Origin of the sequence: Streptomyces sp. NPDC050315 (assembly GCF_040655775.1) — a bacterium.
GTDB lineage: Bacteria > Actinomycetota > Actinomycetes > Streptomycetales > Streptomycetaceae > Streptomyces.
On sequence record NZ_JBFAKN010000006.1, the window covers coordinates 606,723 to 632,290 of the forward strand.

Annotated in this window: 21 protein-coding genes and 3 tRNA genes; 15 read left to right on the forward strand and 9 right to left on the reverse strand. The window is 71.7% G+C overall.

The genetic code is table 11. The features are described 5' to 3' along the window. The first annotated feature begins 69 nt into the window (after positions 1-69). Positions 70-1,356 (forward strand): adenylosuccinate synthase, encoded by a 1,287-nt coding sequence (locus AB0I82_RS25035; RefSeq protein WP_363259576.1) that lies wholly within the window; start codon positions 70-72, stop codon positions 1,354-1,356. Between the two features lie 58 nt (positions 1,357-1,414). On the opposite strand, the gene AB0I82_RS25040 is transcribed toward AB0I82_RS25035, so the two are convergent. Both AB0I82_RS25040 and AB0I82_RS25045 read right to left on the reverse strand, forming a co-directional pair. After that, positions 1,415-3,250, reverse strand: coding sequence for a serine/threonine-protein kinase (locus AB0I82_RS25040; protein ID WP_363259577.1), 1,836 nt, complete (start codon positions 3,248-3,250; stop codon positions 1,415-1,417). A gap of 146 nt (positions 3,251-3,396) precedes the next feature. Further along, the gene (locus AB0I82_RS25045; RefSeq protein WP_363259578.1) at positions 3,397-4,386 is read right to left on the reverse strand and encodes a phosphatidylinositol-specific phospholipase C; all 990 of its coding nucleotides are present in this window, start codon (positions 4,384-4,386) and stop codon (positions 3,397-3,399) included. Between the two features lie 338 nt (positions 4,387-4,724). Between AB0I82_RS25045 and AB0I82_RS25050 the strand changes: the two genes are divergently transcribed. Together AB0I82_RS25050 and AB0I82_RS25055 are read left to right on the forward strand one after the other, a co-directional pair. Beyond that, positions 4,725-5,432, forward strand: a complete 708-nt coding sequence (locus tag AB0I82_RS25050) for a DUF4956 domain-containing protein (protein WP_363259579.1) — start codon at positions 4,725-4,727, stop codon at positions 5,430-5,432. Beyond that, positions 5,429-6,235 (forward strand): polyphosphate polymerase domain-containing protein, encoded by an 807-nt coding sequence (locus AB0I82_RS25055; RefSeq protein WP_363259580.1) that lies wholly within the window; start codon positions 5,429-5,431, stop codon positions 6,233-6,235. The genes AB0I82_RS25050 and AB0I82_RS25055 overlap by 4 nt, the downstream gene beginning before the upstream one ends. A 66-nt stretch (positions 6,236-6,301) precedes the next feature. On the opposite strand, the gene AB0I82_RS25060 is transcribed toward AB0I82_RS25055, so the two are convergent. After that, positions 6,302-7,690, reverse strand: coding sequence for a HAMP domain-containing sensor histidine kinase (locus AB0I82_RS25060; RefSeq protein WP_363259581.1), 1,389 nt, complete (start codon positions 7,688-7,690; stop codon positions 6,302-6,304). Between the two features lie 5 nt (positions 7,691-7,695). Then, positions 7,696-8,379 carry a response regulator transcription factor gene (locus tag AB0I82_RS25065; protein ID WP_363259582.1) on the reverse strand — a complete coding sequence of 228 codons (684 nt, stop codon included), beginning with the start codon at positions 8,377-8,379 and terminating at the stop codon, positions 7,696-7,698. A gap of 331 nt (positions 8,380-8,710) precedes the next feature. Between AB0I82_RS25065 and AB0I82_RS25070 the strand changes: the two genes are divergently transcribed. The 4 genes from AB0I82_RS25070 to AB0I82_RS25085 all read left to right on the forward strand — a co-directional run bounded on the left by AB0I82_RS25070 (position 8,711) and on the right by AB0I82_RS25085 (position 12,531). Beyond that, complete coding sequence (locus AB0I82_RS25070; protein ID WP_363259583.1) at positions 8,711-9,265, forward strand: hypothetical protein; 555 nt, start codon at positions 8,711-8,713, stop codon at positions 9,263-9,265. A gap of 236 nt (positions 9,266-9,501) precedes the next feature. Next, the gene (locus AB0I82_RS25075; RefSeq protein WP_363259584.1) at positions 9,502-10,860 is read left to right on the forward strand and encodes an aspartate aminotransferase family protein; all 1,359 of its coding nucleotides are present in this window, start codon (positions 9,502-9,504) and stop codon (positions 10,858-10,860) included. A gap of 242 nt (positions 10,861-11,102) precedes the next feature. Continuing rightward, on the forward strand, positions 11,103-11,780 hold the full coding sequence (locus AB0I82_RS25080; RefSeq protein WP_363259585.1) for a GntR family transcriptional regulator: 678 nt from the start codon (positions 11,103-11,105) through the stop codon (positions 11,778-11,780). Between the two features lie 100 nt (positions 11,781-11,880). Then, entirely contained in the window at positions 11,881-12,531 is a 651-nt protein-coding gene (locus tag AB0I82_RS25085) for a hypothetical protein (RefSeq protein WP_363259586.1), read from the forward strand. 26 nt (positions 12,532-12,557) lie between these two features. Here AB0I82_RS25085 and AB0I82_RS25090 read toward each other — a convergent pair whose 3' ends face one another. Beyond that, positions 12,558-13,322 carry an SLATT domain-containing protein gene (locus tag AB0I82_RS25090; protein ID WP_363259587.1) on the reverse strand — a complete coding sequence of 255 codons (765 nt, stop codon included), beginning with the start codon at positions 13,320-13,322 and terminating at the stop codon, positions 12,558-12,560. 377 nt (positions 13,323-13,699) lie between these two features. Here AB0I82_RS25090 and purD point away from each other — a divergent pair, with 377 nt between their 5' ends. From purD to AB0I82_RS25110, 4 genes are all read left to right on the forward strand, one after another. Next, on the forward strand, positions 13,700-14,977 hold the full coding sequence (gene purD / locus AB0I82_RS25095; protein ID WP_363259588.1) for a phosphoribosylamine--glycine ligase: 1,278 nt from the start codon (positions 13,700-13,702) through the stop codon (positions 14,975-14,977). 395 nt (positions 14,978-15,372) lie between these two features. Beyond that, the gene (locus tag AB0I82_RS25100; RefSeq protein ID WP_363259589.1) at positions 15,373-17,265 is read left to right on the forward strand and encodes a hypothetical protein; all 1,893 of its coding nucleotides are present in this window, start codon (positions 15,373-15,375) and stop codon (positions 17,263-17,265) included. A 240-nt stretch (positions 17,266-17,505) separates the two neighbouring features. Continuing rightward, on the forward strand, positions 17,506-18,984 hold the full coding sequence (locus AB0I82_RS25105) for a N,N-dimethylformamidase beta subunit family domain-containing protein (protein ID WP_363259590.1): 1,479 nt from the start codon (positions 17,506-17,508) through the stop codon (positions 18,982-18,984). A gap of 173 nt (positions 18,985-19,157) precedes the next feature. Next, entirely contained in the window at positions 19,158-20,072 is a 915-nt protein-coding gene (locus AB0I82_RS25110) for a phosphoribosylaminoimidazolesuccinocarboxamide synthase (protein WP_363259591.1), read from the forward strand. Between the two features lie 60 nt (positions 20,073-20,132). Here AB0I82_RS25110 and AB0I82_RS25115 read toward each other — a convergent pair. The 4 genes from AB0I82_RS25115 to AB0I82_RS25130 all read right to left on the reverse strand — a co-directional run bounded on the left by AB0I82_RS25115 (position 20,133) and on the right by AB0I82_RS25130 (position 21,084). Further along, positions 20,133-20,205 (reverse strand) — tRNA-Gly (locus AB0I82_RS25115). 208 nt (positions 20,206-20,413) lie between these two features. Continuing rightward, positions 20,414-20,486 (reverse strand) — tRNA-Gly (locus tag AB0I82_RS25120). A 75-nt stretch (positions 20,487-20,561) separates the two neighbouring features. Next, a tRNA-Gly gene (locus tag AB0I82_RS25125) sits at positions 20,562-20,633 on the reverse strand. 130 nt (positions 20,634-20,763) lie between these two features. Continuing rightward, entirely contained in the window at positions 20,764-21,084 is a 321-nt protein-coding gene (locus AB0I82_RS25130; protein WP_363259592.1) for an Lsr2 family protein, read from the reverse strand. Between the two features lie 330 nt (positions 21,085-21,414). Between AB0I82_RS25130 and purS the strand changes: the two genes are divergently transcribed. The 4 genes from purS (at position 21,415) to AB0I82_RS25150 (ending at position 25,472) form a co-directional block, all read left to right on the forward strand. Next, complete coding sequence (purS, locus tag AB0I82_RS25135) at positions 21,415-21,678, forward strand: phosphoribosylformylglycinamidine synthase subunit PurS (protein WP_030623503.1); 264 nt, start codon at positions 21,415-21,417, stop codon at positions 21,676-21,678. Further along, positions 21,675-22,355 carry a phosphoribosylformylglycinamidine synthase subunit PurQ gene (purQ, locus tag AB0I82_RS25140; RefSeq protein ID WP_363259593.1) on the forward strand — a complete coding sequence of 227 codons (681 nt, stop codon included), beginning with the start codon at positions 21,675-21,677 and terminating at the stop codon, positions 22,353-22,355. Before purS ends, purQ begins: the two co-directional genes overlap by 4 nt. Beyond that, a complete protein-coding gene (gene purL / locus AB0I82_RS25145; RefSeq protein ID WP_363259594.1) occupies positions 22,352-24,601 on the forward strand; it encodes a phosphoribosylformylglycinamidine synthase subunit PurL in 2,250 nt (749 codons plus the stop codon). The genes purQ and purL overlap by 4 nt, the downstream gene beginning before the upstream one ends. A 79-nt stretch (positions 24,602-24,680) precedes the next feature. Continuing rightward, positions 24,681-25,472 (forward strand): sterol carrier family protein, encoded by a 792-nt coding sequence (locus AB0I82_RS25150; RefSeq protein WP_363259595.1) that lies wholly within the window; start codon positions 24,681-24,683, stop codon positions 25,470-25,472. Positions 25,473-25,568: the final 96 nt, after the last annotated feature.

The following is a 25,568-nucleotide window of genomic DNA, read 5'->3' on the forward strand; positions in this document are numbered from 1 at the left end:
GCGGCGGCTGCACCAGGCAGTGAGCCGCTCGCACGTTGGACATGCCCCGCCCGGAAGGGGTGTACGCCTGTGCCCGCACTTGTGCTGCTCGGTGCTCAGTGGGGTGACGAGGGCAAGGGAAAGGCCACCGACCTGCTCGGTGGATCCGTTGACTATGTAGTGCGCTACCAGGGCGGCAACAATGCCGGCCACACGGTCGTCGTGGGCGACCAGAAGTACGCACTGCACCTGCTCCCTTCCGGGATCCTCTCGCCGGGGTGCACCCCGGTCATCGGTAACGGTGTCGTCGTCGACCCGGCGGTCCTGCTCTCCGAGCTGAGCGGACTGAACGAGCGCGGCGTCGACACGTCCAAGCTGCTGGTCAGCGGCAACGCCCACCTGATCACGCCGTACAACATCACCGTCGACAAGGTGACCGAGCGCTTCCTCGGCAAGCGGAAGATCGGCACCACGGGGCGCGGCATCGGCCCGACCTACGCCGACAAGATCAACCGCACCGGCATCCGCGTGCAGGACCTGTTCGACGAGTCGATCCTGCTCCAGAAGGTCGAGGCGGCCCTCGACTTCAAGAACCAGGTGCTGGCCAAGCTCTACAACCACCGCGCGGTGGTCGCCGAGCAGGTCGTCGAGGAGATGCTCGGCTACGCGGACCAGATCAAGGGCTACGTGGCCGACACCACGCTGATCCTCAATGACGCCATCGACGAGGGCAAGGTCGTCCTCTTCGAGGGCGGCCAGGGCACCCTCCTGGACGTCGACCACGGCACGTACCCCTTCGTCACCTCCTCGAACCCGACCGCCGGCGGTGCCTGCACCGGCGCGGGCGTCGGCCCGACGAAGATCAACCGGGTCATCGGCATCCTGAAGGCGTACACCACGCGTGTCGGTGCAGGGCCGTTCCCGACCGAGCTGTTCGACCAGGACGGCGAGGACCTGCGCCGTATTGGCGGCGAGCGCGGTGTGACCACCGGCCGCGACCGCCGCTGCGGCTGGTTCGACGCGGTCATCGCGCGCTACGCGACCCGCGTCAACGGCCTCACCGACTTCTTCCTGACCAAGCTCGACGTGCTCACCGGCTGGGAGCAGATCCCGGTCTGCGTCGCCTACGAGGTCGACGGCAAGCGGGTCGAGGAGCTGCCGCACAACCAGAGCGACTTCCACCACGCGAAGCCGATCTACGAGATGCTGCCGGGCTGGTCCGAGGACATCACCAAGGCCAAGACCTTCGCCGAGCTCCCGAAGAACGCCCAGGCGTACGTGAAGGCGCTGGAGGAGATGTCGGGCGCCCCGATCTCCGCCATCGGCGTCGGCCCGGGCCGCGACGAGACGATCCAGATCAACTCGTTCCTGGACTGACTCGACCGAGGCGTGCGTCAGGCCCCTTAGGGCCGACCGTGACGGTCAGCAGCCGCGTTCACTGCACCTTCGTGTAGGTACGCGGCTGCTTGTCGTTTCCGCGGAACTCGCGCACCAGGGAGCCGTCGCCCGCGATCCTGAAGAGGGACGAGCTGCTGGCCGCGCACCCGGGTGCGGGGCGCTGCACCACGGAGGGGCCGACGGAGAGCTTCCCGTCGGCCGAGTAGAAGTCCGCGCGCGCCGTGCAGTGGCCGCCGCTGCCCCGCACGTCGATCGTCACGGCGGGGCTGCCCACCGGAGTGCGCTCGATCGTCACCCGTTGGGTGCCCACCCCGTCCGCGTTCGGGCGCTCCCAGGTGCCCAGGTACGCGGTCGGGACCACCTCGTGGCCCGCGGGGCGCAGCGTTGCAGTACGCCCTGCCGCGCTCCATACGAGGGTGTTCTTCTGCGGCCCCCTCTTGAGGCTGTGCTCGCCCAGTGCGGAGCAGCGTCCTTCGGGTGTGGAGTTCACCACGGTGGTGTCCAGCCGCAGCCCTTCAATGGCCGACGCCGAGACCAGCTTCCCGTCGCTCTTGCACTCGTACGTGGCGCCGAGACTGATGCTGTTGGCCACCACCTCGCCGACGTTCCCGTGCGAGATCACGAACCGCCGCTGCTGCCCCGTGGGCACCCCGTCCCGCTCCACATCGCCGGTCCAGGTGCCCACGTAGGCGGCCGGGATGTCCGAGCCGCCCTCGTGCTGCGCGCCGCCGCCCAGCGCGGGCACGGTGACCGCCGCGACACCGGCCGCGGCGATCACTACGGCGACGGCCCCGAGGGCGAGGGGCAAGCGGCGCTTACGGGGCGGCGCGGGGGCGGGGACGGGGGTGGGGTCCGCGCCCGTACGTGCTGCCGGTCCGTACCCCGATCCCGACCCCGTCGGCAGGACCGTGGTGGGTGGTTCCGCGTGCCCCGGGCGCGCCCGCTGCCCCGAGGGCGGCGTGTCCGTGTCCAGCAGCTGTACGGCGTGCTGCCCCAGCCGGGCGATGAGCTCGGCCGGCAGCCAGGGCGCGGCCGCTCCGCCGCTGCTCACCGGCCCCAGCACGGAGATGAGCTCTTCCGGGGCCGGCCGCTCCGCCGCGCTCTTCGAGAGGCAGCCGACGATCAGCTCCCGCAAGGACTCCGGTACGGCGTCGAGGTCGGGGTCGGACTCGGCGACGCGGAACATCACGGAGTGCACACCCGAGACCAGCGACCCGAAGGGCATCCGCCCGGAGGCCGCGTACGCGAGCACCGAGCCCAGGCAGAAGACGTCGCTGGCCGGCGTGACCCGTTCGCCGCGTACCTGCTCGGGCGACATGAAGCTCGGCGAGCCGACGACCACGCCCGCCTGCGTCTGGGTGTGCTCGCTCACCGCGTCCAGCGCCCGCGCGATGCCGAAGTCGATCACGCGCGGACCGTCGATGGTCAGCAGGACGTTGGACGGCTTGAGGTCGCGGTGCACCAGCCCGACGCCGTGGATGTCGAGCAGCGCGCTGGACAGCCCGTAGGCGAGCCGCCTGACCGAGTACTCCGGAAGCGGCCCGTACGTGCCCTCCACGACCTCGCTCAGCGACGGGCCCGCGATGTACCCGGTGGCCACCCACGGCACCTGCGCTTCGGTGTCGGCGTCCAGTACGGGTGCGGTCCACCGGCCGCCCACCCGGCGCGCCGCGGCGACCTCGGACCGGAACCGGTCGCGGAACTCCTGCTCGGCCGCCAGTTCGGCCTTGACCAGCTTCACGGCCACGGTCCGGCCGCCTTCGGAACGCGCGAGGTAGACCCGGCCCATGCCGCCGGTGCCCAGCCGGCCGAGCAGGCGGTAGTCGCCGATCGCCCTCGGGTCCTCGGCGGTCAGTCCCTTGAGGCCGTCCATGCGCGGCACCCTCCCCGTTCCCTCTGCCGTTGCCGACGCGTCCCGTGCCGTTCCGGCATCGTCAGCCGAGCGTAGGCCGCGGGGGATCGCACGGTGGCAGCCGGGGCGTCACGAGGCGGGAACGATCGCGTCGGCGGGTGCGTCGGTCAGGCAGCGGTGCTCGGGGGGAAGTTGCGGGCGATGAGCGATTCGACGGCAGGGGGGTGGAATTCGGGGAAGTCCATGATCACGACGCCGAGGTGGACGCCGGGCTGCTGGTGGCCGTCGAGGTAGTCCAGGACGGCGGGCATCACCGCGTCGGCGAGGTGCTTGGGCCAGCGGAAGCCGTTGGCGGCGTCCGGAGCGAGGCTGGTGAAGTTCAGGTAGAGCAGGCCGGAATCCTGGTGGGCCGCGGCGGCGTCGAAGTGCCGCAGGATGTCCTGCCGTTTGGTGTCGACGGACGTCGCGTAGTGGTCCTGCAGCGCGAACCACTCGTTGGAGAAGGTGCCGTTGTCGCCCGCGGGCCAGGCCGGTGCGCGCAGTCCGGAGGCGAACTGCGGGATGAGGACGACCTTGCCGCGCGCCGCGCCGAGCTCCGGAAGGGCCGGCTCGATGAGGAAGAGATCTCCGTAGCCCTTGGCTCCCAGGTACTCACCGAACTTGGCACTGAGCTGCGCATCGGTCAGCCCATGCTCGTTCTTGACGCGCATCAGCACGGTCTCACCCGGAGAAGCCCGCAGGAAGTCGCGGCACTGATCGAGGACGGTGTTGAAGGTGATGTCCTGGTAGTACGACGCGTGGTAGATGCCGAGTTCGTCGGGCATGTCCGAGGGCGGCTCGCCGCAGCGGATGTCGAAGAAGCGTATGCCGCGCCGCAGTTGCTCCGGGATGCCCATGTTCTGGGTGTGCGACCACTCCGTGCCGTTCATCGGGTCGGTGGCGCAGGTGTCGTGCGTACCGGGGATCGTGAGCCGGGTCAGCGGGGTGCCGTCGGGCAGCGCGGCCATCCACCGGGCGGGGTCGGCCGCCGCGGAAAAGCGGCCGGTGGACGGGGCGTTGGGGGAGGTCAGCGCGCGTGCGGACGCTCCGGGGGCGAGCAGGGCGGTGACGGACCCGGCCATGGCCGCGACGACAAAGCCTCGACGAGTCGTGGCCATTCCCGGTCCCCCTCCGACAGCACTGCCCGCGGTGCGCCGAGCGTAGCCGCGGCGGGCAGAAGAGGGGAGGGCGCCTGCTGAAACAGCACCAGCAGTACAGGCCGTGCGCGCTCGTGCCGTCCGCGCTCGCGCCGTACCGCGCGTACTCCGCTCGCGCTCTTCGCTGTCCGCTCCCGCTTTCCTTAACGCCGGACAGGGGCGCCTTTAACCCGCCGGTTCCTACGTTTTTCCCGTGCCTCCCGCCGTCGCCGTGCCGCGCTGCGCCACGCCAGGGGAGCGAATCGCAGGAAACGTGGCCACCGGGCAGGTCGGCCACCCGTGACCGGACAGGGAAAGCAATGATCACTTTCGGACAGCTGGCCGCCCACCTGGGGCTCGACCTGGCCGCGGTGTGCGCGCTGACATTCGCCGTCTACTACCCGCGGCACCGCCGCCGGGACCTCGTACCGGCCTACCTCGCGCTCAACGTCGCCCTCTTCTCGGTCGTCGCGGCGCTCGCGAGAGTCAACGGCAGCGGCGGTACGGCGCTGGCCTTCGGCCTGTTCGGCGTGCTCTCGATCATCCGGCTGCGGTCGGACTCCATACAGCACGAGGAGGTGGCGTACTACTTCACCACCCTCGTCCTGGGCCTGCTGTGCGGCCTGCCGCAGCTGGAGCTGGGCTTCGCCGCGATCTTCGCGGTGCTGCTGCTCTTCGTCATCTGGTGCGCCGACCACCCCAAGCTGCTGACCCGCAGCCGGCGCACGGTCGTCACGCTCGACAAGGTGCACGCGGATCCGGCCGCGCTCCGCGCCGACCTGGCCCACCGAGTGGGCGAGCCGCTCGACTGGACCGTCAAGCAGGTGGACTTTGTCCGGGACGTGACGGTCGTGGACGTCCGCTACCGCGAGATGGAACGTTCCGTCGCTGCCGCTCGTACGCCTCACGAGACGTCCCACAGGACTTCCCCCAAGGCGCTCGCGGACACCACCGCCCCGCTTCGCGCCGACCGCACCACCGACCTCCCCTCCGGACGTACCGCCGACGCCTCGAAGGAGACCGTGTGAACCCCGCCGTACGTGCCATCGGGCGCGCCGCACTGGCCGCGCACCCCATGACCCTCGCCGAGGTGCAGGCCCGCGCCGAGCTGCTGGCCCGCCACGACAACAGCTATCTCGTACCGGTCGAGATCTTCGCCGACTTCGCGGCCCGGCTGACCGACCCGAAGCGCCCCGGCGGACCGTTCAAGTCGCTGTGCATCAACGGCCGCCGCTGGTTCCGGTACAACTCCGTGTACTACGACACGCCCGACCTGCGTGCCTTCCACGACCACCGGCAGGGACGGCGGCTCCGCTTCAAGATCCGGGAGCGGCTGTACGAGGACACCGGCGAGCGGCAGTTCGAGATCAAGCTCAAGAGCGGGCGCGGGGAGACGGTGAAGTTCCGGCAGCCGATGCTGCCCGGCGACACCGCGCTGGACCAAGCCCCGCGCGACTTCCTCGCCTCGGTCCTGCGCCGTACGTACGACATGGCGGCCCCCACGGACCTCGCCACCTCGCTCGTCACCGACTATCAGCGCGCGACCTTCGTGGCGGACGGCCAGCGCATCACCTGCGACGCGGGCATGGTCTGCCGCGATCCGCGCACCGGGCGCTCGGTCCGTGCCGACGGGGGCCTGGTGCTCGTCGAGTCCAAGACGGACGGAAAACTGACCGAGGCCGACCGTCTGCTGCACGGTTATGGCGTCCGCCCGGCCGAATTCACCAAGTACTGCGGCGCGCTCTCGGCCCTTCGCCCCGACCTCACCGCGAACACCTGGCGCCGTGCCACCCGCCGGGTCTTCACTCCGACGGAGCCGTACGCGGTCTGAGGACGCGGCGCAACGGTGGTTCTGTCGGGCCGCCGCGGGGCGCTGCCCGGCGCCTCCGCCGATGCGTTATGCCGACGGTCCCCCGAGATGCGCCTCCACGCGGGCGCCCCGGCCGTTCCCCGGGGTGTCCTCCCCGCCGCTCGCCCGGCGCGCGGCGGTCAGTTCCGTGCGGCCGCCGGACTCCTCCGCGACCCGGCGGACGATGTCCAGGCCGAGCCCGGTGGAGCCGCCGCCGCTCTTGCCCCGCTGCGGGACGTGCCCTTCCGGGAAGCCGGGCCCGTCGTCCTCTATGACCAGCAGACCGCCGGCGCGGTCACCCGCCGCGGCGGACACGTGCAGGCGCATGCCCACGCCCTCCGGGGTGTGGTCGAAGACGTTGCCGATGAGGGCGTCGACCGCCGCTGCCAGCTCCGCTTCGTCCGCCCGTACGTACACCGGCGCGGCAGGGGCTTGAAAGTCCAGCGTGCGCCCCTGGTCCTCGGCCAACGGACGCCAGAAGTCCGCCCGTTCGCGCGCCACGGCGGCCAGGTCGGCGGACGGTTCATCGGCCCCGTCACGGGAGGGACCGCCCGCGCCGGTGCGGCCCGTGGCGTCCCGCAGTGGCTTGCGCGCCGTACGGATGACCTCGTCCACGCTGCGCTCCAGCGCCGCCACGTCCGCCGCGATCCGCTCCGCCTCGGCCGGGTCGCGCAGCCCCTCCGCATCGAGGCGGAGCGCGGCGACCGGGGTGCGGAGGCGGTGCGCGAGGTCCGCCGCGTTCTCCCGTTCGGCGGTGAGGAACCCCTCGATACGGCCCGCGAGGTGGTTGAGCTGGCCGGCCACCAGGCGCAGCTCCGGCGGTCCCTCCGGCTCGGCGCGTGCGGTCAGATCGCCGGCCGCCAGCCGGTCGGCGACCTTCGCGAGCCGCTGGGTCGAACCGACCAGGCGCGCGCCCAGCCGGTCGGCGACCAGCAGGCCGAGGAGCACCAGCCCGGCGCCGAGCCCGGCGAAGGCCAGCCAGGACGGGAGGGTCCCCGCGTACAACTGGGTGTCCGTCAGCGCGACATGGACGACGGCGGTGCCGCCCGACGTGCCCTGCACCGGGACCAGTACGGTCTGGCCGCCCTCCGGGGGCGCGTACGCGAACGCACGCCCGTAACGCGCCAGGCGCACGGCGTCCGTGACGCGCGCCGGCGGGCCCAGCACGGTCCCGTCGGCGAGGATCACCGAGGTACGCGGCAGATTCGCGCCGTTGGCGGCCGTCACGAGCGACGCGGCGGTGGCCCGGCTGCCCTCGGGGCCGGGGTGCGCCAGCGCGGTACCGATGCCCGCGGCCAGCGACTGCGCGCGGGCGGTGGCGTCCGCGGTGGCCCGGTCCGCGGCGTGGCTACGGGTGAGCAGGGCGAGCGGCACCAGGAGCGTGGCGAGTACGAGAGCGGTGGTCACGGCCGTGACCAGCAGAATCCGAAGGCGCATCGGGCTTACTCCTCCGGGGCGGCGAGCTTGACGCCCACGGTGCGGACCGTGTGGAGATACCGGGGTTTCTGGGCCGTCTCCCCGAGTTTCCGGCGCAGCCAGGACAGGTGGACGTCCACCGTCTTGTCCGCGCCGCCGAGCGGCTGCTGCCACACCTCGGCGAGCAGCTCCCGGCGCGAGACCACTTGGCCGGCGCGGCGGGCGAGGTACAGGAGGAGGTCGAACTCGCGGGGCGTGAGATCCAGCGGCGCGCCGTCCAGCACGACTTCACGCGCCGCCGAGTCCAGTACCAGCCCGCCCACCCGGAGCGGCGCCTCCGGCTCCGCGGTGCCCAGCCGGCGCAGTACCGCCTTGATCCGCGCGTCCAGCTGCGCGGCGCCGAACGGCTTGACGATGTAGTCGTCCGCGCCGTCGTCGAGCACCGCGACCATGTCGCCCTCTTCGTCGCGCGCGGTGGCGACGATGATCGGTACGTCGCTGACCGCCCGCAGCATCCGCAGGACCTGCGCGCCGTCCACGTCGGGCAGGCCGAGGTCCAGGACGACGAGGTCGGGGCGGTCGGTCACGGCAGCGTCGAGGCCGGACATCCCGGTCGCGGCGGTGGCCACGGCATGGCCGCGGTCCCGCAGCGCCCGCACGAGCGCACTGCGCAGCTGGGGGTCGTCCTCGACGACGAGCAGGTGGGACATGTCGCCACGGTAACCAGCAAATGATCCCGTCCGGGCGGTCGGCCGGAGGCTTTGGGACCGCTTTAACCGGACGTTAGGGAAGGGTGCGGGACTCTGGATCGTGCCTGGTCCGCGCCCCGTCGCTGCGGCGGGGAAGCCGTGGACGGGGCGCTGTGGACAACCGGCTCACCCGATCGAGGCCGGTGATCGCGGCGGGACGTGAGATCGGGCCTGTGGAAAACCGCCGCGGGCGGGATCGAGCAGGCAGAGTGAGAAAAGACCGAGGCCGGGACCGAGAGAAGTCCGGGGCCGGGACGAGGCGTCGATGAGGCAGGGAAAGGAGGGGCGCGCGATGAAGTGGCGAAGCGCGGTGGTGACCGCGGTATGGGTCTGCGCGTTCGCGGGAGCGGGCGGGCTGGGCGCGTGGTCGCTGGCCAATACCGACATGGGGATGAGGAACAGCCGGGCCGAGCCGCTCGATGACGACGGGGTGCGCCAGAAGCTCGCGGCCGCGCGTTCGTCCTCCCAGCCTCCCGGCTCCGCCGACCCGGGCAGCGGTGCCTCCGAGTCCGGCGCCCCGGGTTCGCCCTCCGACGGGGCCACGCCGTCCTCGGGCGGGGCCTCGTCTCCCGGCTCCGCCGCGCGGGTGGGGACGGTGAATGTCACAGGCGGCAGCGCCACCGCCGAGTGCCGCCCCGACGGCACGGTGTACCTCACGGTGTGGAGCCCCGCGTCGGGCTATCACATGGACTCCGTGAAGCGCGGCCCGTCCGACGTCGCGACGATCGAGTTCGAGCCGCTGGACGACGGCGACGACCGTACGTACGCGGTCCGGTGCGACGACGGCCGCCCCAAGGCCGTACCGATAGCGGACCACGACATCGACGATGACGACGAGGACGACTGACGCGCGGGCGGCTGCCGGGCTGACCGATCGCGGTCAGTAGCTGCCGATCGCCATCAGTGACGATCGACAACCTGTCAGAGCGCGTGGTGAGTGCCATACACACTGTCGGTACCGGCGCGGTCGTGGAGATCCTTAGGCTGAGAGCGTCCGCCGCCCCGCGTTCCCGCGTTCTCGCAGTTCAGCGTTCTCGCGTTCCCTGATTTCCTGGCGGCCCAGAGCGATCCGAGGTAGTGACCGTGACCACGACGCAAGCAGACCCCGCCGTCGGCGCGGCCGTGAAGGCCGCCGACCGAGCCCATGTCTTCCACTCCTGGTCGGCGCAGGGCCTGATAGACCCGCTGCCGATCGCGGGCGCCGAGGGCTCGTACATGTGGGACTACGACGGCAACCGCTACCTCGACTTCACCTCGCAGCTGGTCAACACCAACATCGGCCACCAGCACCCGAAGGTTGTCGCCGCCATCCAGGAGCAGGCCGGCAAGCTCTGCACCCTGGCGCCGGGCTTCGCCGTGGACGTGCGGTCCGAGGCCGCGCGGCTGATCGCCGAGCGCACGCCCGGCGACCTGGACAAGATCTTCTTCACCAACGGCGGCGCCGAGGCGGTGGAGAACGCCGTGCGCATGGCCCGGCTGCACACCGGCCGGTCCAAGGTGCTCTCCACGTACCGCTCGTACCACGGCGCCACCGCGGCCGCGATCAACCTCACCGGTGACCCGCGCCGCTGGCCCTCGGACACCGCGTCGGCCGGCGTGGTGCACTTCTGGGGCCCGTACCTGTACCGCTCGCCGTTCCACGCGGAGAGCGAGCAGCAGGAGTGCGAGCGCGCGCTGCAGCACCTCGAGGACACCATTGCCTACGAGGGGCCGCAGTCGATCGCTGCGATCATCCTGGAGACCGTTCCGGGCACCGCCGGCATCATGGTCCCGCCGCCCGGATACCTCGCCGGGGTCCGCGAGATCTGTGACCGGTACGGCATCGTCTTCATCCTGGACGAGGTCATGGCGGGCTTCGGCCGGACGGGCCGCTGGTTCGCGCTCGACCACTTCGACGTCGTGCCCGACCTGATGACCTTCGCCAAGGGCGTGAACAGCGGTTATGTGCCGCTGGGCGGCGTCGCGATCTCGGCGGAGATCGCCGCGACCTTCGACCAGCGCCCCTACCCGGGCGGCCTGACGTACTCCGGCCACCCGCTGGCCTGCGCCTCCGCGGTCGCGACGATCAACGCGATGGCGGAGGAGCGGATCGTGGAGAACGCGGCCGAGATCGGCGAGAAGGTCATCGGGCCCGCGCTGCGGGACATCGCCGAGCGCCACCCGTCGGTGGGCGAGGTGCGCGGCATGGGCGTCTTCTGGGCCCTCGAGCTGGTCAAGAACCGTGAGACGCACGAGCCGCTGGTGCCGTACAACGCGTCGGGCGCGGACAACGCCCCGATGGCGAAGTTCGCGGCGGCGTGCAAGGAGCGGGGCCTGTGGCCGTTCCTGAACATGAACCGTACGCACGTCGTCCCGCCGTGCACGATCACCGAGACGGAGGCGAAGGAGGGCCTGGCAGCGCTCGACGAGGCCCTGACCACGGCAGACGCGTACACGGTCTGACCGAGCCGCCGCGGTCGGCCCGCGCCCCGGCCCCGGGTCGGCCGGGGCGAGTCGACCGACCGGTAGCGCGAGGGGGCGTGCAGGCGCTCGTCCCCTCGCCTCCTCCACCAGCCCGCCACCAGGGCAAACCCACTCCACTCGCCCTTTCGTACCCACTGCCTCATCCGTCTCGTGCGGCGCTCGCCTATCGTGAGGGCGAGGGCCGCGTTCCTGCCGTGCGGTCGCGGAAGGAGACGGACACGATGCCCGCCGGGCCGGTCAGCGGAGTCATCCAGCGCAGCACCCTGCGTCAGCAGATCGCGGACGCGCTGCGCGACGAAGTGCTGGCCGGACGGCTGCCCGCGGGGCGCCAGTTCACCGTCAAGGAGATCGCCGAGCAGTACGGCGTCTCCGCGACCCCCGTACGCGAGGCGCTGCTCGATCTCGCGGCGCAGGGCCTGCTGGATGTGGAGCAGCACCGCGGTTTCTGCGTCCACACGTTCACGGCGGCCGATTACCGCGCCATGGTCGAGGCGCGCACGCTCGTCGTGGAGGGCGTGTTCCGTACGAGCGCGGAGGAGCTGGTCCGCAGCGTCACCTCCGACATGCTCGCCTCCCTCCGGCGCCGCGCCGAGGAGGCGGAACGGTACGCGCGCTGCGGCGACCTGGACGTACTGATCGGCTACGACCTGCGGTTCTGGCGCGAGTTCGGCAACCTGGTGGGCAATCCCTACATCGCGGATTTCCTGGACCGGATGCGGATCCAGGGCTGGGTGTTCGCCGTGCCGATGCTGCGCGACAAGGCCGACCTGTGCGGGCATCTCTGGCAGGGACACCAGGAGTTGGCGGCGGCGGTGGTCCACCGCGACCTCGTCACCGCGCAGCGCCTGGTGCGCGAGTACAACGCCCACTCCCTCGCCCTCGTGGAGAACCTCGCCTAGCACTACGCTGTCCCGACCATCGGCTTTGTCGATCGCCTGGTCTTCGATCGCCTGGTCTACCGGAACCGAACCGAACGGAACCGAACGGAAGCGAGAACTTGTGGCGTGTGACCTCTGGCTGGTCCCCCTGGTCGACGTGCTGTGCCACAGCCCCGACAACCCCTTCTCCGAAGAGCTCGCCGCCTACGACAAAGCGCTGAACGACGCGGGACTGCCGCCCGTGCCGATCTTCAACTACATGCCGGGTCTCTCGGGGGACGTGGCGCCGGTCGCCGGCTTCGACTACGACGCGCTGCACTTCCTGCGCCGCGCGTACCTCCTCCAGGTCTGCGGGCTCGCCGTATCGCCGGTGGACGAACTGGGCAGCGACTACGAGCAGTTGCTGGAGATGTTCGAGAGTACGGCCCAGGGATCGCACCTGGTGTGGCACTACGACCACGCCGGCGCGTACGTACCGGTGGACTTCCCGCACCCGCTCGCCAACGACGAACTGCTGGAGGGCGGCGGCCCGTTGGGGTCCTCGCACGGACTGCTGCGAGAGCTCGAAGTGGTCGCGCCGGTCATCGGCATCGACCCGGCCAACCCGCCCGCCACGCCGGCCCCGCCGGCAGGGCCCACGACGCTGGAGGAGCGGGCGGGGACGACGGGGGCCGACGACAGCCCGTTCGCACGGGAGCGTCATGTGTGGCTCGGGCTGCACGCGGCGGCCACCCGCAGCCTCGGCCAGGGCTCAATGATCGTCTTCAGCTGATCGAGCCCCGCACCGCGGCGGCTCCCTCACCGCGGCGGCTCCGGCGGTCGCTGCCGGGGCATGTTCGGGCGGGTGCCCGGAGGGAGCACGATCCGGCCGTTGCGGTCCGGCGCGGCCTCCTGGCGCGGCGGGCCCCAGGGGGCCGGTGCCGCCTGGCTGCCCGTCGGCACCGGGCCCGTACGGAACTGCATCATCCAGTCGGCGGTCTCGGAGCGTACGAGCTCCGCGATGTCCTCGTGGAAGCGCCGCAGTACGGTCAGGCAGCGCTCGGCCGCCTCGGAGGCGGTGCCCTCCGTCGGGCCGAGCACCTCCCGGACGCTCTCCGACGCCCAGTCGAACTGCAGCGCCTCCAGCCGCCGCTGCACGGCCTGCGCGGCGGCCACGTCCCGCATCCAGCCCGCCGTCACGCCGAAGAACCGGTCGCAGCCCATACAGACGGCGGCGAGCAGCAGCGCCAGATAGCCGTACTCCGCGCCGCCGTCCAGAGCGCCGCTGACGCCGAGCAGGGGCAACAGCGCCCCCGCCGAGACGCCGGCGGCCGCGCCGGCCCGCAGTATCCGGGCGGTGCGCCGCTTGGCGACGCGGTCGGCGAGGTACCAGTCGATGACGTGCAGCGCGCCGGTCTCGGCCCATTGGTACAGCTCATCCAGGCGCTCGGCCGGCTCACCCCAGTCACCGAGCGGAAAGGCACGGCCGGCTAGATCACCGCGATCCCGCCCTTGTGCGTCCTCGCCATCCGCCCGAGGAGGCCCCTCGGGCGGCCTCTCGGGCTGCATCTCCGGCTGGCTCACCCGTGCACTCCCTGTTGAAGATACGTGCGGTGCGCGCGATGCGAATGAGTCGGCCGTGGCGCGCAGACACCCTTCCTACCGCCGAACGGCTGGCGTTGCCGCCAGAATCCAGCTATTTCCGCCCGGAAGTGGCGCGGGATCAGGTATAGGCCAGTTCCCGCCCTCACTCGAAAGAGTTGCTACACCCCATGACCCCCACTTAGGTACACAGGCTGAGGGCGTTTTCGCGGCACTCGGCCAGGCGCTCGGCCACCTGTATCCGCCGCCCGCCCCGGCCCCTACGGACGCGGCCGCCACCCGCTCCGTTCGTGCCTCCGTCCAAAGGCGGACCGCGGCCCACTTCGTGCCTCCGCCCAAAGGGCGTCTAGGCTGCTCCTGTGAAGGTCCTCGTCATCGGCGGCGGCGCCCGCGAACACGCCCTGTGCCGCTCTCTGTCCCTCGACCCCGACGTCAGCGCGCTGCACTGCGCTCCCGGTAACGCCGGCATCGCCGAGGTGGCCGAGCTCCACCCGGTGGACGCCCTCGACGGCGCGGCCGTGGCCGAGCTGGCCGTGAGCCTGCAGGCCGAGCTGGTCGTCGTCGGCCCGGAGGCGCCGCTGGTGGCCGGTGTCGCCGACGCCGTGCGCGCCCGCGGCATCCCGGTCTTCGGCCCCTCGGCGGAGGCCGCGCAGCTGGAGGGCTCCAAGGCGTTCGCCAAGGACGTCATGGCGGCCGCCGGCGTGCCGACCGCGCGCAGCTACGTGTGCACCACCCCCGCCGAGATCGACGAGGCCCTGGACGCGTTCGGTGCCCCGTACGTGGTCAAGGACGACGGCCTCGCGGCCGGCAAGGGCGTGGTCGTGACGGACGACGTCGAGACGGCCCGGGCGCACGCCCTGGCCTGCGACCGCGTGGTGATCGAGGAGTTCCTCGACGGCCCCGAGGTCTCGCTCTTCGCGATCACCGACGGCGAGACCGTCGTGCCGCTCCAGCCCGCCCAGGACTTCAAGCGCGCCCTCGACGGCGACGCGGGCCCGAACACCGGCGGCATGGGCGCGTACAGCCCGCTCCCGTGGGCCGACCCGAAGCTGGTCGACGAGGTCGTGCAGTCCGTGCTGCAGCCGACCGTGGACGAGCTGCGGCGCCGCGGGACGCCGTTCTCCGGGCTGCTGTACGCGGGCCTGGCGATCACCTCGCGCGGCGTCCGCGTGATCGAGTTCAACGCGCGCTTCGGCGACCCGGAGACCCAGGTCGTACTGGCCCGCCTGAAGACCCCGCTCGCGGGCCTGCTCATGGCCTCGGCGACCGGCAATCTCGCCGCCCTCCCGCCGCTGCGCTGGACCGACGGCGCGGCCGTCACGGTCGTCATCGCCTCGCACAACTACCCGGCCGCGCCGCGCACGGGCGACCCGATCACCGGCCTGGACGCGGTGGCCGGGCAGGACGCCCCGGACGCGTACGTCCTGCACGCCGGTACGCGGTACGACGCCGACGGCCGGGTGCTCAGCGCCGGTGGCCGGGTGCTGTCCGTCACCGCCACCGGGTCCGACCTGGCCACGGCCAGGGACCGCGCGTACACCGCCGTCGGCCGGATCTCCCTGGAGGGGTCCCACCACCGGACGGACATCGCCGCCAAGGCCGCCGCGGACGCCAAGGCCGCGGAGCAGGCCGGCTGAGCGTCGTACTGCCCCGGGCCCGCCTCCATAGAGAGGCGTCCGCCCCCTGTCCGAGGAACCGGCCGCTCATGTGGCCGGTTCCTTGCTTTACCCAAAGCCATTCCATCGAGTGACCAAACCGGTTAACGGCTGACGTGCGACGGTGCCCCAACTAGGGTTCCGCGCAAGCGTCCTGCGGTGCCCGTTCCGGTGGCCTTTTGCGGTCCCGGGCCGGCTGCCCCGAGACGTCCGGCAAGTGGCTCACCGGCATTGCGATGTCAGTGGCCGGTGCCAGAGTGGTGGAGAGTGAGCAGCGCGCCGACGGTCGCGAGCGTCCGCGGGCACGTTGCCCGGTCTCTTCCGTCCCGTGTTCTCTCCGTCCCGTTCAAGCAGGACAGCAGGGGGTGTACAGGCTCGTGGCAGGTCCGGAGGCAGGCGAAGAGGCAGCGCGCGCCCGGGCGCTCGCGGTGCTGCGGATCCGCGGCGCGGCGCTGGGCGCGGCCGTGCTGCCGGCCGCGCTGGCCGTGGTGCTCTTCGCCGGCGCAGCGACCGGTGGGCTCGGCTCCTGGGATTCCGGGGGCTGGACCCTCGCCCGCTGGATCGTGGCGGGCTTCGCGGTGGCGGTGCTGCTGCTGGCGGCGCTGGTCGCCGCGGTGGTCGCCCGGGCCAGGCCCGCGCTCAGTCCGACCGTCCCGGTCGCCGAGGAGTCCGCGCCCGATCTGTACCGACTGGTGCGCGATCTCGCCGACCGGCTGGGGGTCCCCGCGCCCTCCGCGATAGCGCTCACCCCGGACTGCGACAGCTGGCTGGAGGACCGTACGCACCGGGCGCACGCGCCGCCCGGCCGCGCCGCGCCCGCGTCCCGGGGCGCCGCCGCCGAGCGGGGCCGGCAGGTGCCGGCGCCCGTCCTCGTCATCGGCTCCCCGTTCCTGTGGTGGATGCGGGTCGGCGAGCTGCGCGCCCTGCTGGCCCCGGTCGTCGCCGGTACGGGCCCCTCGGCGCACCCCGACATAGCGGCAGCCCGCCGCTTCGTCCGCGGCCTGGACGCCGCCGTGGCGGTCGCGGCCCGCGCCCGGGGCACGCTGCGTGGCGTACCGCTGCGCTTCGTGGGCCGGGTGGCGCGGCTGCTGCTGCGCGGCTGCGGCGAGCACGCCGCGCAGATGGAGCGCGGCGTCGCGGCCGCGGCCTCCGAGCGCGCCCAGGGCGTGGACTACGGCCTGCGGATCGTCGCGCAGGAGCAGGTGGGCCTGGCGTACGCGGGCTGGGACCGGCTGCTGACCCGCGTCGCGCTGCCGGCCTGGCGGATGGGCCGCTGGCCCGCCCGGCTGGACGCCGGCGTGGTCTCCGCGCTCACCGAGCTCTCCCGCCGCGACCGCCTCGCCGAGGGCTTCGCCTCCCGGCTGGGCGAGCGCCCGGCCTGCGACCTGCTGGAGGAGCCCGGCGCCATCGACCGCGCCGCCTCCCTGCTGGCCGCCCGGCTCTTCCACGGCGGCCCCGCCGAGAACGGCCCCGACTGGTCGCCGGTGGCCTGGGACCGCTATCCGGAAGAGGTCGTCGACCGCAAGTGGCGGCTGGAGGCCGCCCGCCTGCACCGCGTACTGGACGACCTCCCCGCGCCCGCGCCCCCGGACAGTACGCACGAGGGGGACGGAGCGGCAGCGGCCCAGCCCGTACGCCCGAAGGAACCACTGGCCGCGCCGGAACCCGCGAGCACGAGGGACCCGGTGAGTACGAGGGACCCCGTGAGCACGAGGGGACCTGTGAGCACCAGGGGCCCGATGCGCGTGCAGGCCTCCCCGAGGGCCGGTACGGGTGCCGACCCCGCCGTCGCCGGGCCCACGTTGGCCCGGATCATCGAGCGGCTGGCGCGGGACTCCGGGGCGAGCGACCTGATCGCCGCGCGGCTGGTGACCGAGCTGGAGCGGGAGGAGCGGGCCACCGCCGACCGCCGGGCCGCGGCGCGCACGGCCGGGCCCGAGGCCGCCGCGACGACGGCCCCCGGTGTGCCGTGGGGCGACGGGCTGGTCGACGGCGGCGTCCCGCTCTTCCCGCTGCAAGCGCCCCGCTCGGGCCGCGAGCTGCTCGCCGACCACGTCACGGCGATGGTCTGCTGCGCCGCCGTGGACACCGCGGGCGCCGCTCCGGGGCTGGACTGGCTGGACGGGCCCGCGCTGCTGGTCGGCGGTGCCCGCCGGAACGATGTCGGCCACTCGGTCCGCAGCCTGGTGGAGGACGGCGACGCCGAGCCGCTCCGCGACTGGCTCGGCGAGCTGGGCGTACGCCCCGACAAGCCCGTACGCCTCGTCTGACGCCGGGCCCGCCCAACACCCTGTCGGATCGGGCGCCCAATCTGTCCGATAACCCCGGCCGACTGTTCTGCCCCGGTTCACCTTTCGGCCGTTTCCGCCCGTAAATTCACGACGAAGGGTGACGGTCCAAGTGCGTAATGTGATGTGCTGGGGGTACTCGCCGCTTCTCGTACGAACGAACTCGCGGATGAGGAACCCGGCGGCGTACCGACCGGTGGGGCGAGGGAGGGGAGTGGGAGCGTGGGCACACAGCAGATCCGGCGCTGGGAGTCCGGGGCGCTCGCGCATGCCGTGACGGACCCGTTCGGCCAGGGTCCGCTTCCTTGGCTGCGCGGCAGCGAGAACTACTTCGACTCCGGCCGGGTGGTCCCCTGGTACGTCGATCCGGTCGTCGCCCAAGGAGAGGCGACCGTCCCGCTGCCCCGCTCCTGCACGGGCCCACGCACCGCCGACGACGTGCACCGCCAGATCAAGGGCTTCGCCGCGACCGGCGCGGTGGCCCCCGGCGAGGCCATCGACTTCCGGATCACCGTCGACCCGCCGCAGCCGTTCAGCATCGACGTCTACCGCATCGGCCATTACGCGGCGGCCGGCGCCGCCAAGATCACCACCAGCCCCCGGCTCTCCGGCATCGTCCAGCCGCCCCCGCTCACCGCCGACCGCACGGTCTCCTGCCACCACTGGTGGCTCTCCTGGCGGCTGCAGATCCCCGCGTACTGGAACGTCGGCGCGTACGTCGCCGTGCTGACCACCCAGGACGGCTACCGCAGCCACCTCCCCTTCACCGTCCGCGACGACCGCCCCGCCGACCTGCTCCTGCTGCTCCCGGACGTCACCTGGCAGGCCTACAACCTCTACCCCGAGGACGGCCGGACGGGCGCCAGCCTGTACCACGCGTGGGACGAGGAGGGCGCGCTGCTGGGCGAGTCGGACGCGGCCGTCACGGTCTCCTTCGACCGCCCGTTCGCGGGCGCGGGCCTGCCGCTGCACGTCGGCCACGCGTACGACTTCATCCGCTGGGCGGAACGGTACGGCTACGACCTCGCCTACGCCGACGCGCGTGACCTGCACGCGGGCCGCGTCGACCCGACGCGCTACCGCGGCCTGGTCTTCCCCGGGCACGACGAGTACTGGTCGGTCCCCATGCGCCGGACCGCCGAGCGGGCCCGCGACACCGGCACGTCCCTCGTCTTCCTCTCCGCCAACACCATGTACTGGCAGGTCGAGCTGTCCCCGTCACCCTCGGGCCCGGACTCCCTGCTGACCTGCCGCAAGCGCCAGGGACCCGGGCGCCCGGCGCTCTGGCGCGAGCTGGGCCACCCCGAGCAGCAGCTGATGGGCATCCAGTACGCGGGCCGGGTGCCCGAGCCCGCGCCGCTGGTCGTCCGCAACGGCGAGCACTGGCTCTGGGAGGCCACCGGCGCGCACGAAGGGGACGAGCTGCCGGGGCTGGTCGCCGGGGAGGCCGACCGGTACTTCCCGCGCACGAACCTGCCCGAGCACATGAGCCGGGTGCTGCTGGCGCACTCCCCGTACCGCGACGGGGACGGCGCCCGGCGGCACCAGGAGACGTCCCTGTACCGGGCCCCCAGCGGCGCCCTGGTCTTCGCCTCCGGCACCTTCGCGTGGTCGCCCGCGCTGGACCGGCCCGGCCACATCGACGAGAGAATCCAGCGCGCCACCGCCAATCTTCTCGACCGCATCTGCAAACGCGACTGAGATCCGGGCGTGCGCCGCGCGCCCCCGGCGCCCACCGCTGAAGACGGCGGCTGAAGGCGGCGGAGGGCGTGCGGCGCCTGCCGTGCGCCGCATCGGCCCACCCTGAAGCGCTGCCGGGCGCCCGCATGCGCGAGAATCGGAAGGACTCCTGGATCAACCTACGCGGAGGCAGCGTGTCCGGATTCGTTGAAAAGCCCGAACCCGTGGAGGTGCCGGGCCTGGTCCATCTCCACACCGGCAAGGTGCGCGACCTCTACGAGAACACCGACGGCGACCTGATCATGGTCGCCAGCGACCGCACTTCCGCGTACGACTGGGTGCTGCCCACCGAGATCCCCGACAAGGGACGGGTCCTCACCCAGCTCTCGTTGTGGTGGTTCGACCAGCTCGCCGACCTGGCGCCCAACCACGTGCTCTCCACCGAGGTCCCGGCCGGCGCCCCCGCCGACTGGGCGGGCCGCACCCTGGTCTGCAAGTCCCTCCAGATGGTCCCGGTCGAGTGCGTGGCCCGCGGCTACCTCACCGGCTCGGGCCTGAAGGAGTACGAGGAGACCCGTACGGTCTGCGGTCTCGCGCTCCCCGAGGGCCTGGAGGACGGCTCCGAGCTGCCCGCGCCGATCTTCACCCCGGCCACCAAGGCCGAGGTCGGCGAGCACGACGAGAACGTCTCGTACGAAGAGGTCGCCCGCCAGGCCGGCGCGGAGACCGCGGCACAGCTGCGCCAGGCGACCCTCGCGGTGTACAGCCGGGCCCGGGACATCGCCCGCGAGCGCGGCATCATCCTGGCGGACACCAAGTTCGAGTTCGGTTACGCGACGGACGAGGACGGCACGCGGACGCTGACCCTCGCCGACGAGGTGCTGACGCCGGACTCCTCGCGCTTCTGGCCGGCCGATCAGTGGCAGCCGGGCCGCGCCCAGCCGTCCTTCGACAAGCAGTTCGTCCGGGACTGGCTGACCTCGCCGGCCTCCGGCTGGGACCGCACGAGCGAGCAGCCGCCGCCCCCGCTGCCGGCGGAGATCGTCGAGCAGACCCGCGCGAAGTACATCGAGGCGTACGAGCGGCTCACCGGCCACACCTGGTCCTGAGCACCCGCAGTACGCACGAGAAAGGCCCCGGTCGTGATGACCGGGGCCTTTCTCTTACGGAGCGGACGACGAGGCTCGAACTCGCGACCTCAACCTTGGCAAGGTTGCGCTCTACCAACTGAGCTACGTCCGCCTGCCCGGCGCCGAAGCGCGCGGTGCGAGAACCACTATAGCCAACCGAACGGGGTGCTTGTGCCGTCCGGCGAGCGGCGCGGAGGGAATGTGGTCACGGACACAGATCAATTTCCCGGAACCGCGAAGATCGCGTTCTCCTCGTCCCGATGATCGCGCCGGTGGAAAAGCAGAAGACCCCGGTCGCGTGACCGGGGTCTTCTTTCCTGAGCGGACGACGAGGCTCGAACTCGCGACCTCAACCTTGGCAAGGTTGCGCTCTACCAACTGAGCTACGTCCGCATGCATCCGTCCGGCTTTCACCGAGCGGCGCGACAGCTACTCTACCTGATCCGGAGGACTGGTCGAGACTGTCAGAGCGGGTGACAGGGATCGCACACTGCGCCTCCCCCTTGGAAAGGGGGCGCTCTACTACTGAGCTACACCCGCGTGACTCCTCGGGGCCCGGCCTTTCGGCCTCGCCCCTCGGCGTGCTCCAGACTTTAGCTGATCAAGGGGGGTGCAGCGCAAGTCCGCTGCCGGCAGGGGCTTCCGGGGGAGCCGCCGGCCGGCAGCCGGCTCAGCTGTTGGCGGCCTCGAACGCCTCGTAGACCTTCTTCGGGATGCGGCCCCGCGGGGGCACGTCCATCTGGTGCGAGCGGGCCCAGGCCCGCACGGCGGCGGGGTCGGCCGCCACGGAGGTGTGCCGGTAGGTCTTGCCGGACTTCGCGCGCTTGCGGCCGGCCTCGACGTACGGAGCGAGCACCTCGCGCAGTTTCTTCGCATTGGCGGGATTGACGTCGATCTCGTACGTCTTCCCGTCCAATCCGAAGGCGACCGTCTCTGCGGCTTCTCCGCCGTCGATGTCATCGGAGAGCGTGACTACTACGCGCTGCGCCACGGATATCGGTCCTTTCGCGCGGCATCTCCGTGCTGACATGGGGAGATGCCACAGATCCGGATGTCTGGGATCAATGCTTTTTCATTTGTACAGCGATGAGCAATGCATTGTGAAGCCCAGTTAATTTCCTCAGCGTGTCATCGCGCAATCAGGACTGCCGATCTTTTCGAGGATTTTTCCCGGGTGTTCACAACCGCCGATACCTGAACGTGATCGGCCGAGTACAGATCTATGCGCGTAGATTTTTCGGCAAGGTACTGTGAAGGAACCGAGTCGGGGTCCGGGGTGTCCCCGGATAAACCCAGCCGCACCACACAACCGGGAGTGCCAGTGGCACGCGTCGTAGTCGACGTCATGCTCAAGCCCGAGATCCTCGACCCGCAGGGACAGGCGGTGCAGCGTGCACTGCCGCGTCTGGGCTTCGAGGGCATCTCCGACGTACGTCAGGGCAAGCGTTTCGAACTTGAGGTGGAGGGCCCGGTCGACGACGCCGCCCTCGCCCGCATCCGCGAGATGGCCGAGACCTTCCTCGCCAACACCGTCATCGAAGACTTCGTCGTACGGGTCGACGAGCCCGCCGGGGCCGGATCATGACGGCTCGCGTCGGAGTCATCACCTTCCCCGGCACGCTGGACGACCGCGACACCCAGCGCGCGGTCCGGCTCGCCGGTGCCGAGGCCGTGCCGCTGTGGCACAAGGACAAGGACCTCAAGCAGGTCGACGCCGTGGTGCTGCCCGGCGGCTTCTCCTACGGCGACTACCTGCGCGCCGGTGCCATCTCCCGCTTCTCGCCGGTCATGGACACCGTGATCGAGCAGGCCAAGGCGGGCATGCCGGTCCTCGGCATCTGCAACGGCTTCCAGGTCCTCACGGAGACGCACCTCCTGCCCGGTGCGATGCTGCGCAACAACCATCTCCACTTCATCTGCCGCGATCAGAAGCTGCGGGTGGAGAACGCGGACACCGCGTGGACGGGTGACTACACCGTCGGCCAGGAGATCAACATCCCGCTGAAGAACATCGACGGCCGCTACGTCGCCGATGAGCGCACCCTCGACGAGCTGGAGGCCGAGGGCCGCGTCGCCTTCCGGTACCTGGACGTCAACCCCAATGGCTCGCTGCGGGACATCGCCGGCATCACCAATGCGGCCGGCAATGTCGTCGGCCTCATGCCGCACCCCGAGCACGCCGTCGAGCCGCTGATCGGTACGGGCCGTACCGACGGGCTCGGATTCTTCACCTCGATCCTGAAGAAGTTGGTCAACGCATGACGCTGGACACGGTCAAGCACGCCGCCGGGACGCCCGACGTCGACCAGCCCTGGGCCGAACTGGGCCTGAAGCAGGAGGAGTACGAGCGGGTCCGCGAGATCCTCGGCCGCCGTCCCACCGGCGCCGAGCTCGCGATGTACTCGGTCATGTGGTCCGAGCACTGCTCGTACAAGAGCAGCAAGGTCCACCTCCGGCAGTTCGGCGAGAAGGCCCCGGAGACCGACGCGCTGCTCGTCGGCATCGGCGAGAACGCGGGCGTCGTGGACGTCGGCAACGGTTACGCGGTCACCTTCAAGGTCGAGTCGCACAACCACCCCTCGTACGTCGAGCCGTACCAGGGCGCCGCGACCGGCATCGGCGGCATCGTCCGCGACATCATCGCGATGGGCGCCCGCCCGGTCGCCGTCGTGGACCCGCTGCGCATGGGCGCCGCCGACCACCCCGACACCAAGCGCGTCCTCCCGGGCGTCGTCGCGGGCATCGGCGGCTACGGCAACTGCCTGGGTCTGCCCAACATCGGCGGCGAGGTCGTCTTCGACGCCTGCTACCAGGGCAACCCGCTGGTCAACGCCGGTGCCATCGGCGTCATGCGGCACGAGGACATCCACCTCGCCAAGGCATCCGGCGCGGGCAACAAGGTCATCATGTACGGCGCCCGGACCGGCGGCGACGGCATCGGCGGCGCCTCCATCCTGGCCTCCGAGACCTTCGACGACTCGAAGCCTTCGAAGCGCCCCGCCGTCCAGGTCGGCGACCCCTTCCAGGAGAAGCTCCTCATCGAGTGCACCCTGGAGGCCTTCGCCGAGAAGCTCGTCGTCGGTATCCAGGACCTCGGTGCCGCCGGCATCTCCTGCGCCACCTCCGAGCTGGCCTCGAACGGCTCCGGCGGTATGCGCGTCGAGCTCGACGACGTACCGCTGCGCGACTCCACGCTCTCGCCCGAGGAAATCCTCATGAGCGAGTCGCAGGAGCGCATGTGCGCGGTCGTCGAGCCGGAGAAGGTCGACCGCTTCCTGGAGATCTGCGAGAAGTGGGACGTCACCGCCACCGTCATCGGTGAGGTCACCGACGGCGACCGGCTGGAGATCTTCTGGCACGGCGAGAAGATCGTCGACGTCGACCCGCGCACGGTGGCCCACGAGGGCCCGGTGTACGAGCGTCCGTACGCCCGTCCCGAGTGGCAGGACACCCTGCAGGCCGACGACGCCGCGAAGCTGGCGCGTCCGGCGGGCGGCGACGAGCTGCGCGAGCAGGTCCTGAAGGTGGTCGGCTCGCCGAACCAGGCGTCCAAGTCCTGGATCACCTCCCAGTACGACCACTTCGTGCAGGGCAACACGGTGCTGGCCAGCCCGGAGGACTCCGGGATGATCCGCATCGACCCCGAGACCGGGCTGGGCGTGGCGCTCGCCACCGACGGCAACGGCCGCTTCGCGAAGCTGGACCCGTACCACGGTGCGCAGCTCGCGCTCGCGGAGTCGTACCGGAACGTGGCCGCGACCGGTGCCAAGCCGCTCGCCGTCTCGGACTGCCTGAACTTCGGTTCGCCCGAGGACCCGGCCGTCATGTGGCAGTTCGCCGAGGCCATCCGCGGTCTGGCGGACGGCTGCCAGCAGCTGGGTACGCCGGTCACCGGCGGCAATGTCTCGCTCTACAACCAGACGGGCGAGGCCGCCATCCACCCGACGCCGGTCGTCGCCGTCCTCGGCGTGATCGACGACGTGGCCCGCCGTACGCCGATCGCCTTCGCGGAAGAGGGCCAGCTCCTCTACCTGCTCGGCGACACCCGCGACGAGCTGAGCGGCTCGGCCTGGGCGCAGGTGATCCACGACCACCTGGGCGGCCTGCCGCCGCAGGTGGACCTGGAGCGCGAGCGGCTGCTCGCCGAGATCCTGATCTCGGCGTCCCGCGACGGCATGATCGACGCGGCGCACGACCTGTCCGACGGCGGACTGGTCCAGGCGCTGGTGGAGTCCTGCCTCAAGGGCGGCAAGGGCGCCCGGGTCGTCATCCCCGACGGCCAGGACCCCTTCGTCACGCTGTTCTCCGAGTCCGCGGGCCGCGCGGTCGTCTCCGTACCGCGCAGCGAGGAGCTCCGCTTCACCGACATGTGCGGTGCGCGCGGCCTCCCGGTGACCCGCATCGGCGTCGTCGATGGCGATGTCCTCGACGTACAGGGCCAGTTCAGCATTCCGCTGAGCGAGCTGCGCACGGCGCACGAGGAGACGATCCCGGGCATCTTCGGCTGATCGTTCACCGCTTCACGGGCGGTGTCCGCACTGGATGAATCCGGTGGGGGCACCGCCCGTTGCCGTTAGGCTCGCGCTCATGCCACCGGCCAAGAAGCGTCCTCGCAAGTACGACCCCGCCAAGACCCGGGCCGCGGTGACCGCGCAGTTCGCCCATGTACGAGAGGCCGTACGGGCCTTCGGTCCCGAGGAGTTCGCGCGGCCGACGCGGCTGGGGGAGTGGACCGTACGGGAGCTCGTCGTGCACCTCTCCATGGCGCTGGAGCACGTCGCGGCCAACTTGGAGCGGCCCGCGCCGGCGCGGCAGGAGATGACGCTCGCCGAGTGGCCGTTCGCGACAGCGCCGCACGCCGACAAGATCGACGAGTACGTGCGGGACACGGCGGCCGAGCAGGACCCGGTGGCGCTGCTGGACCGGGCCGCGGAGCGGTACACCACGCTGGTGTCCGAGGCTGCCGACGACCGGCTGCTGCCGCTCAGGACCGGGGCGATGCGGCTGGACGAGGTCCTGGTGACCCGCTGTGTCGAGCTGGTCGTGCACACCGACGACCTGGCCGCGGCGACCGGTACGGAGATCCCCTTCGACCGGCAGGCGCTGGCCGCCGCGACCCGGCTGCTCGCCGACGCGCTGGCCGAGAAGGCGCCGGGCGGCTCCGTGGAGGTACGCGTGCCGCCCTTCGCCGTCGTGCAGTGCGTGGCGGGGCCTCGGCACACCCGCGGCACCCCGCCGAACGTCGTGGAGACCGACCCGCTGACCTGGCTGCGGCTGGCGACGGGCCGTACGTCCTGGGCCGCCGCAGTGGCGGACGCGGCGGTCAGCGCGAGCGGCGAGCGGGCCGATCTGGCGGAGTACCTTCCGGTGCTCTCCTGAGGGCCCTATTTGCTGGTGGGAAACTGTCGGGAAAGATGTGACGGGTGAGCCGCGGGGCGCGACTCCGAAAAGCCTTTAAATGGGGATTCTTCGTCC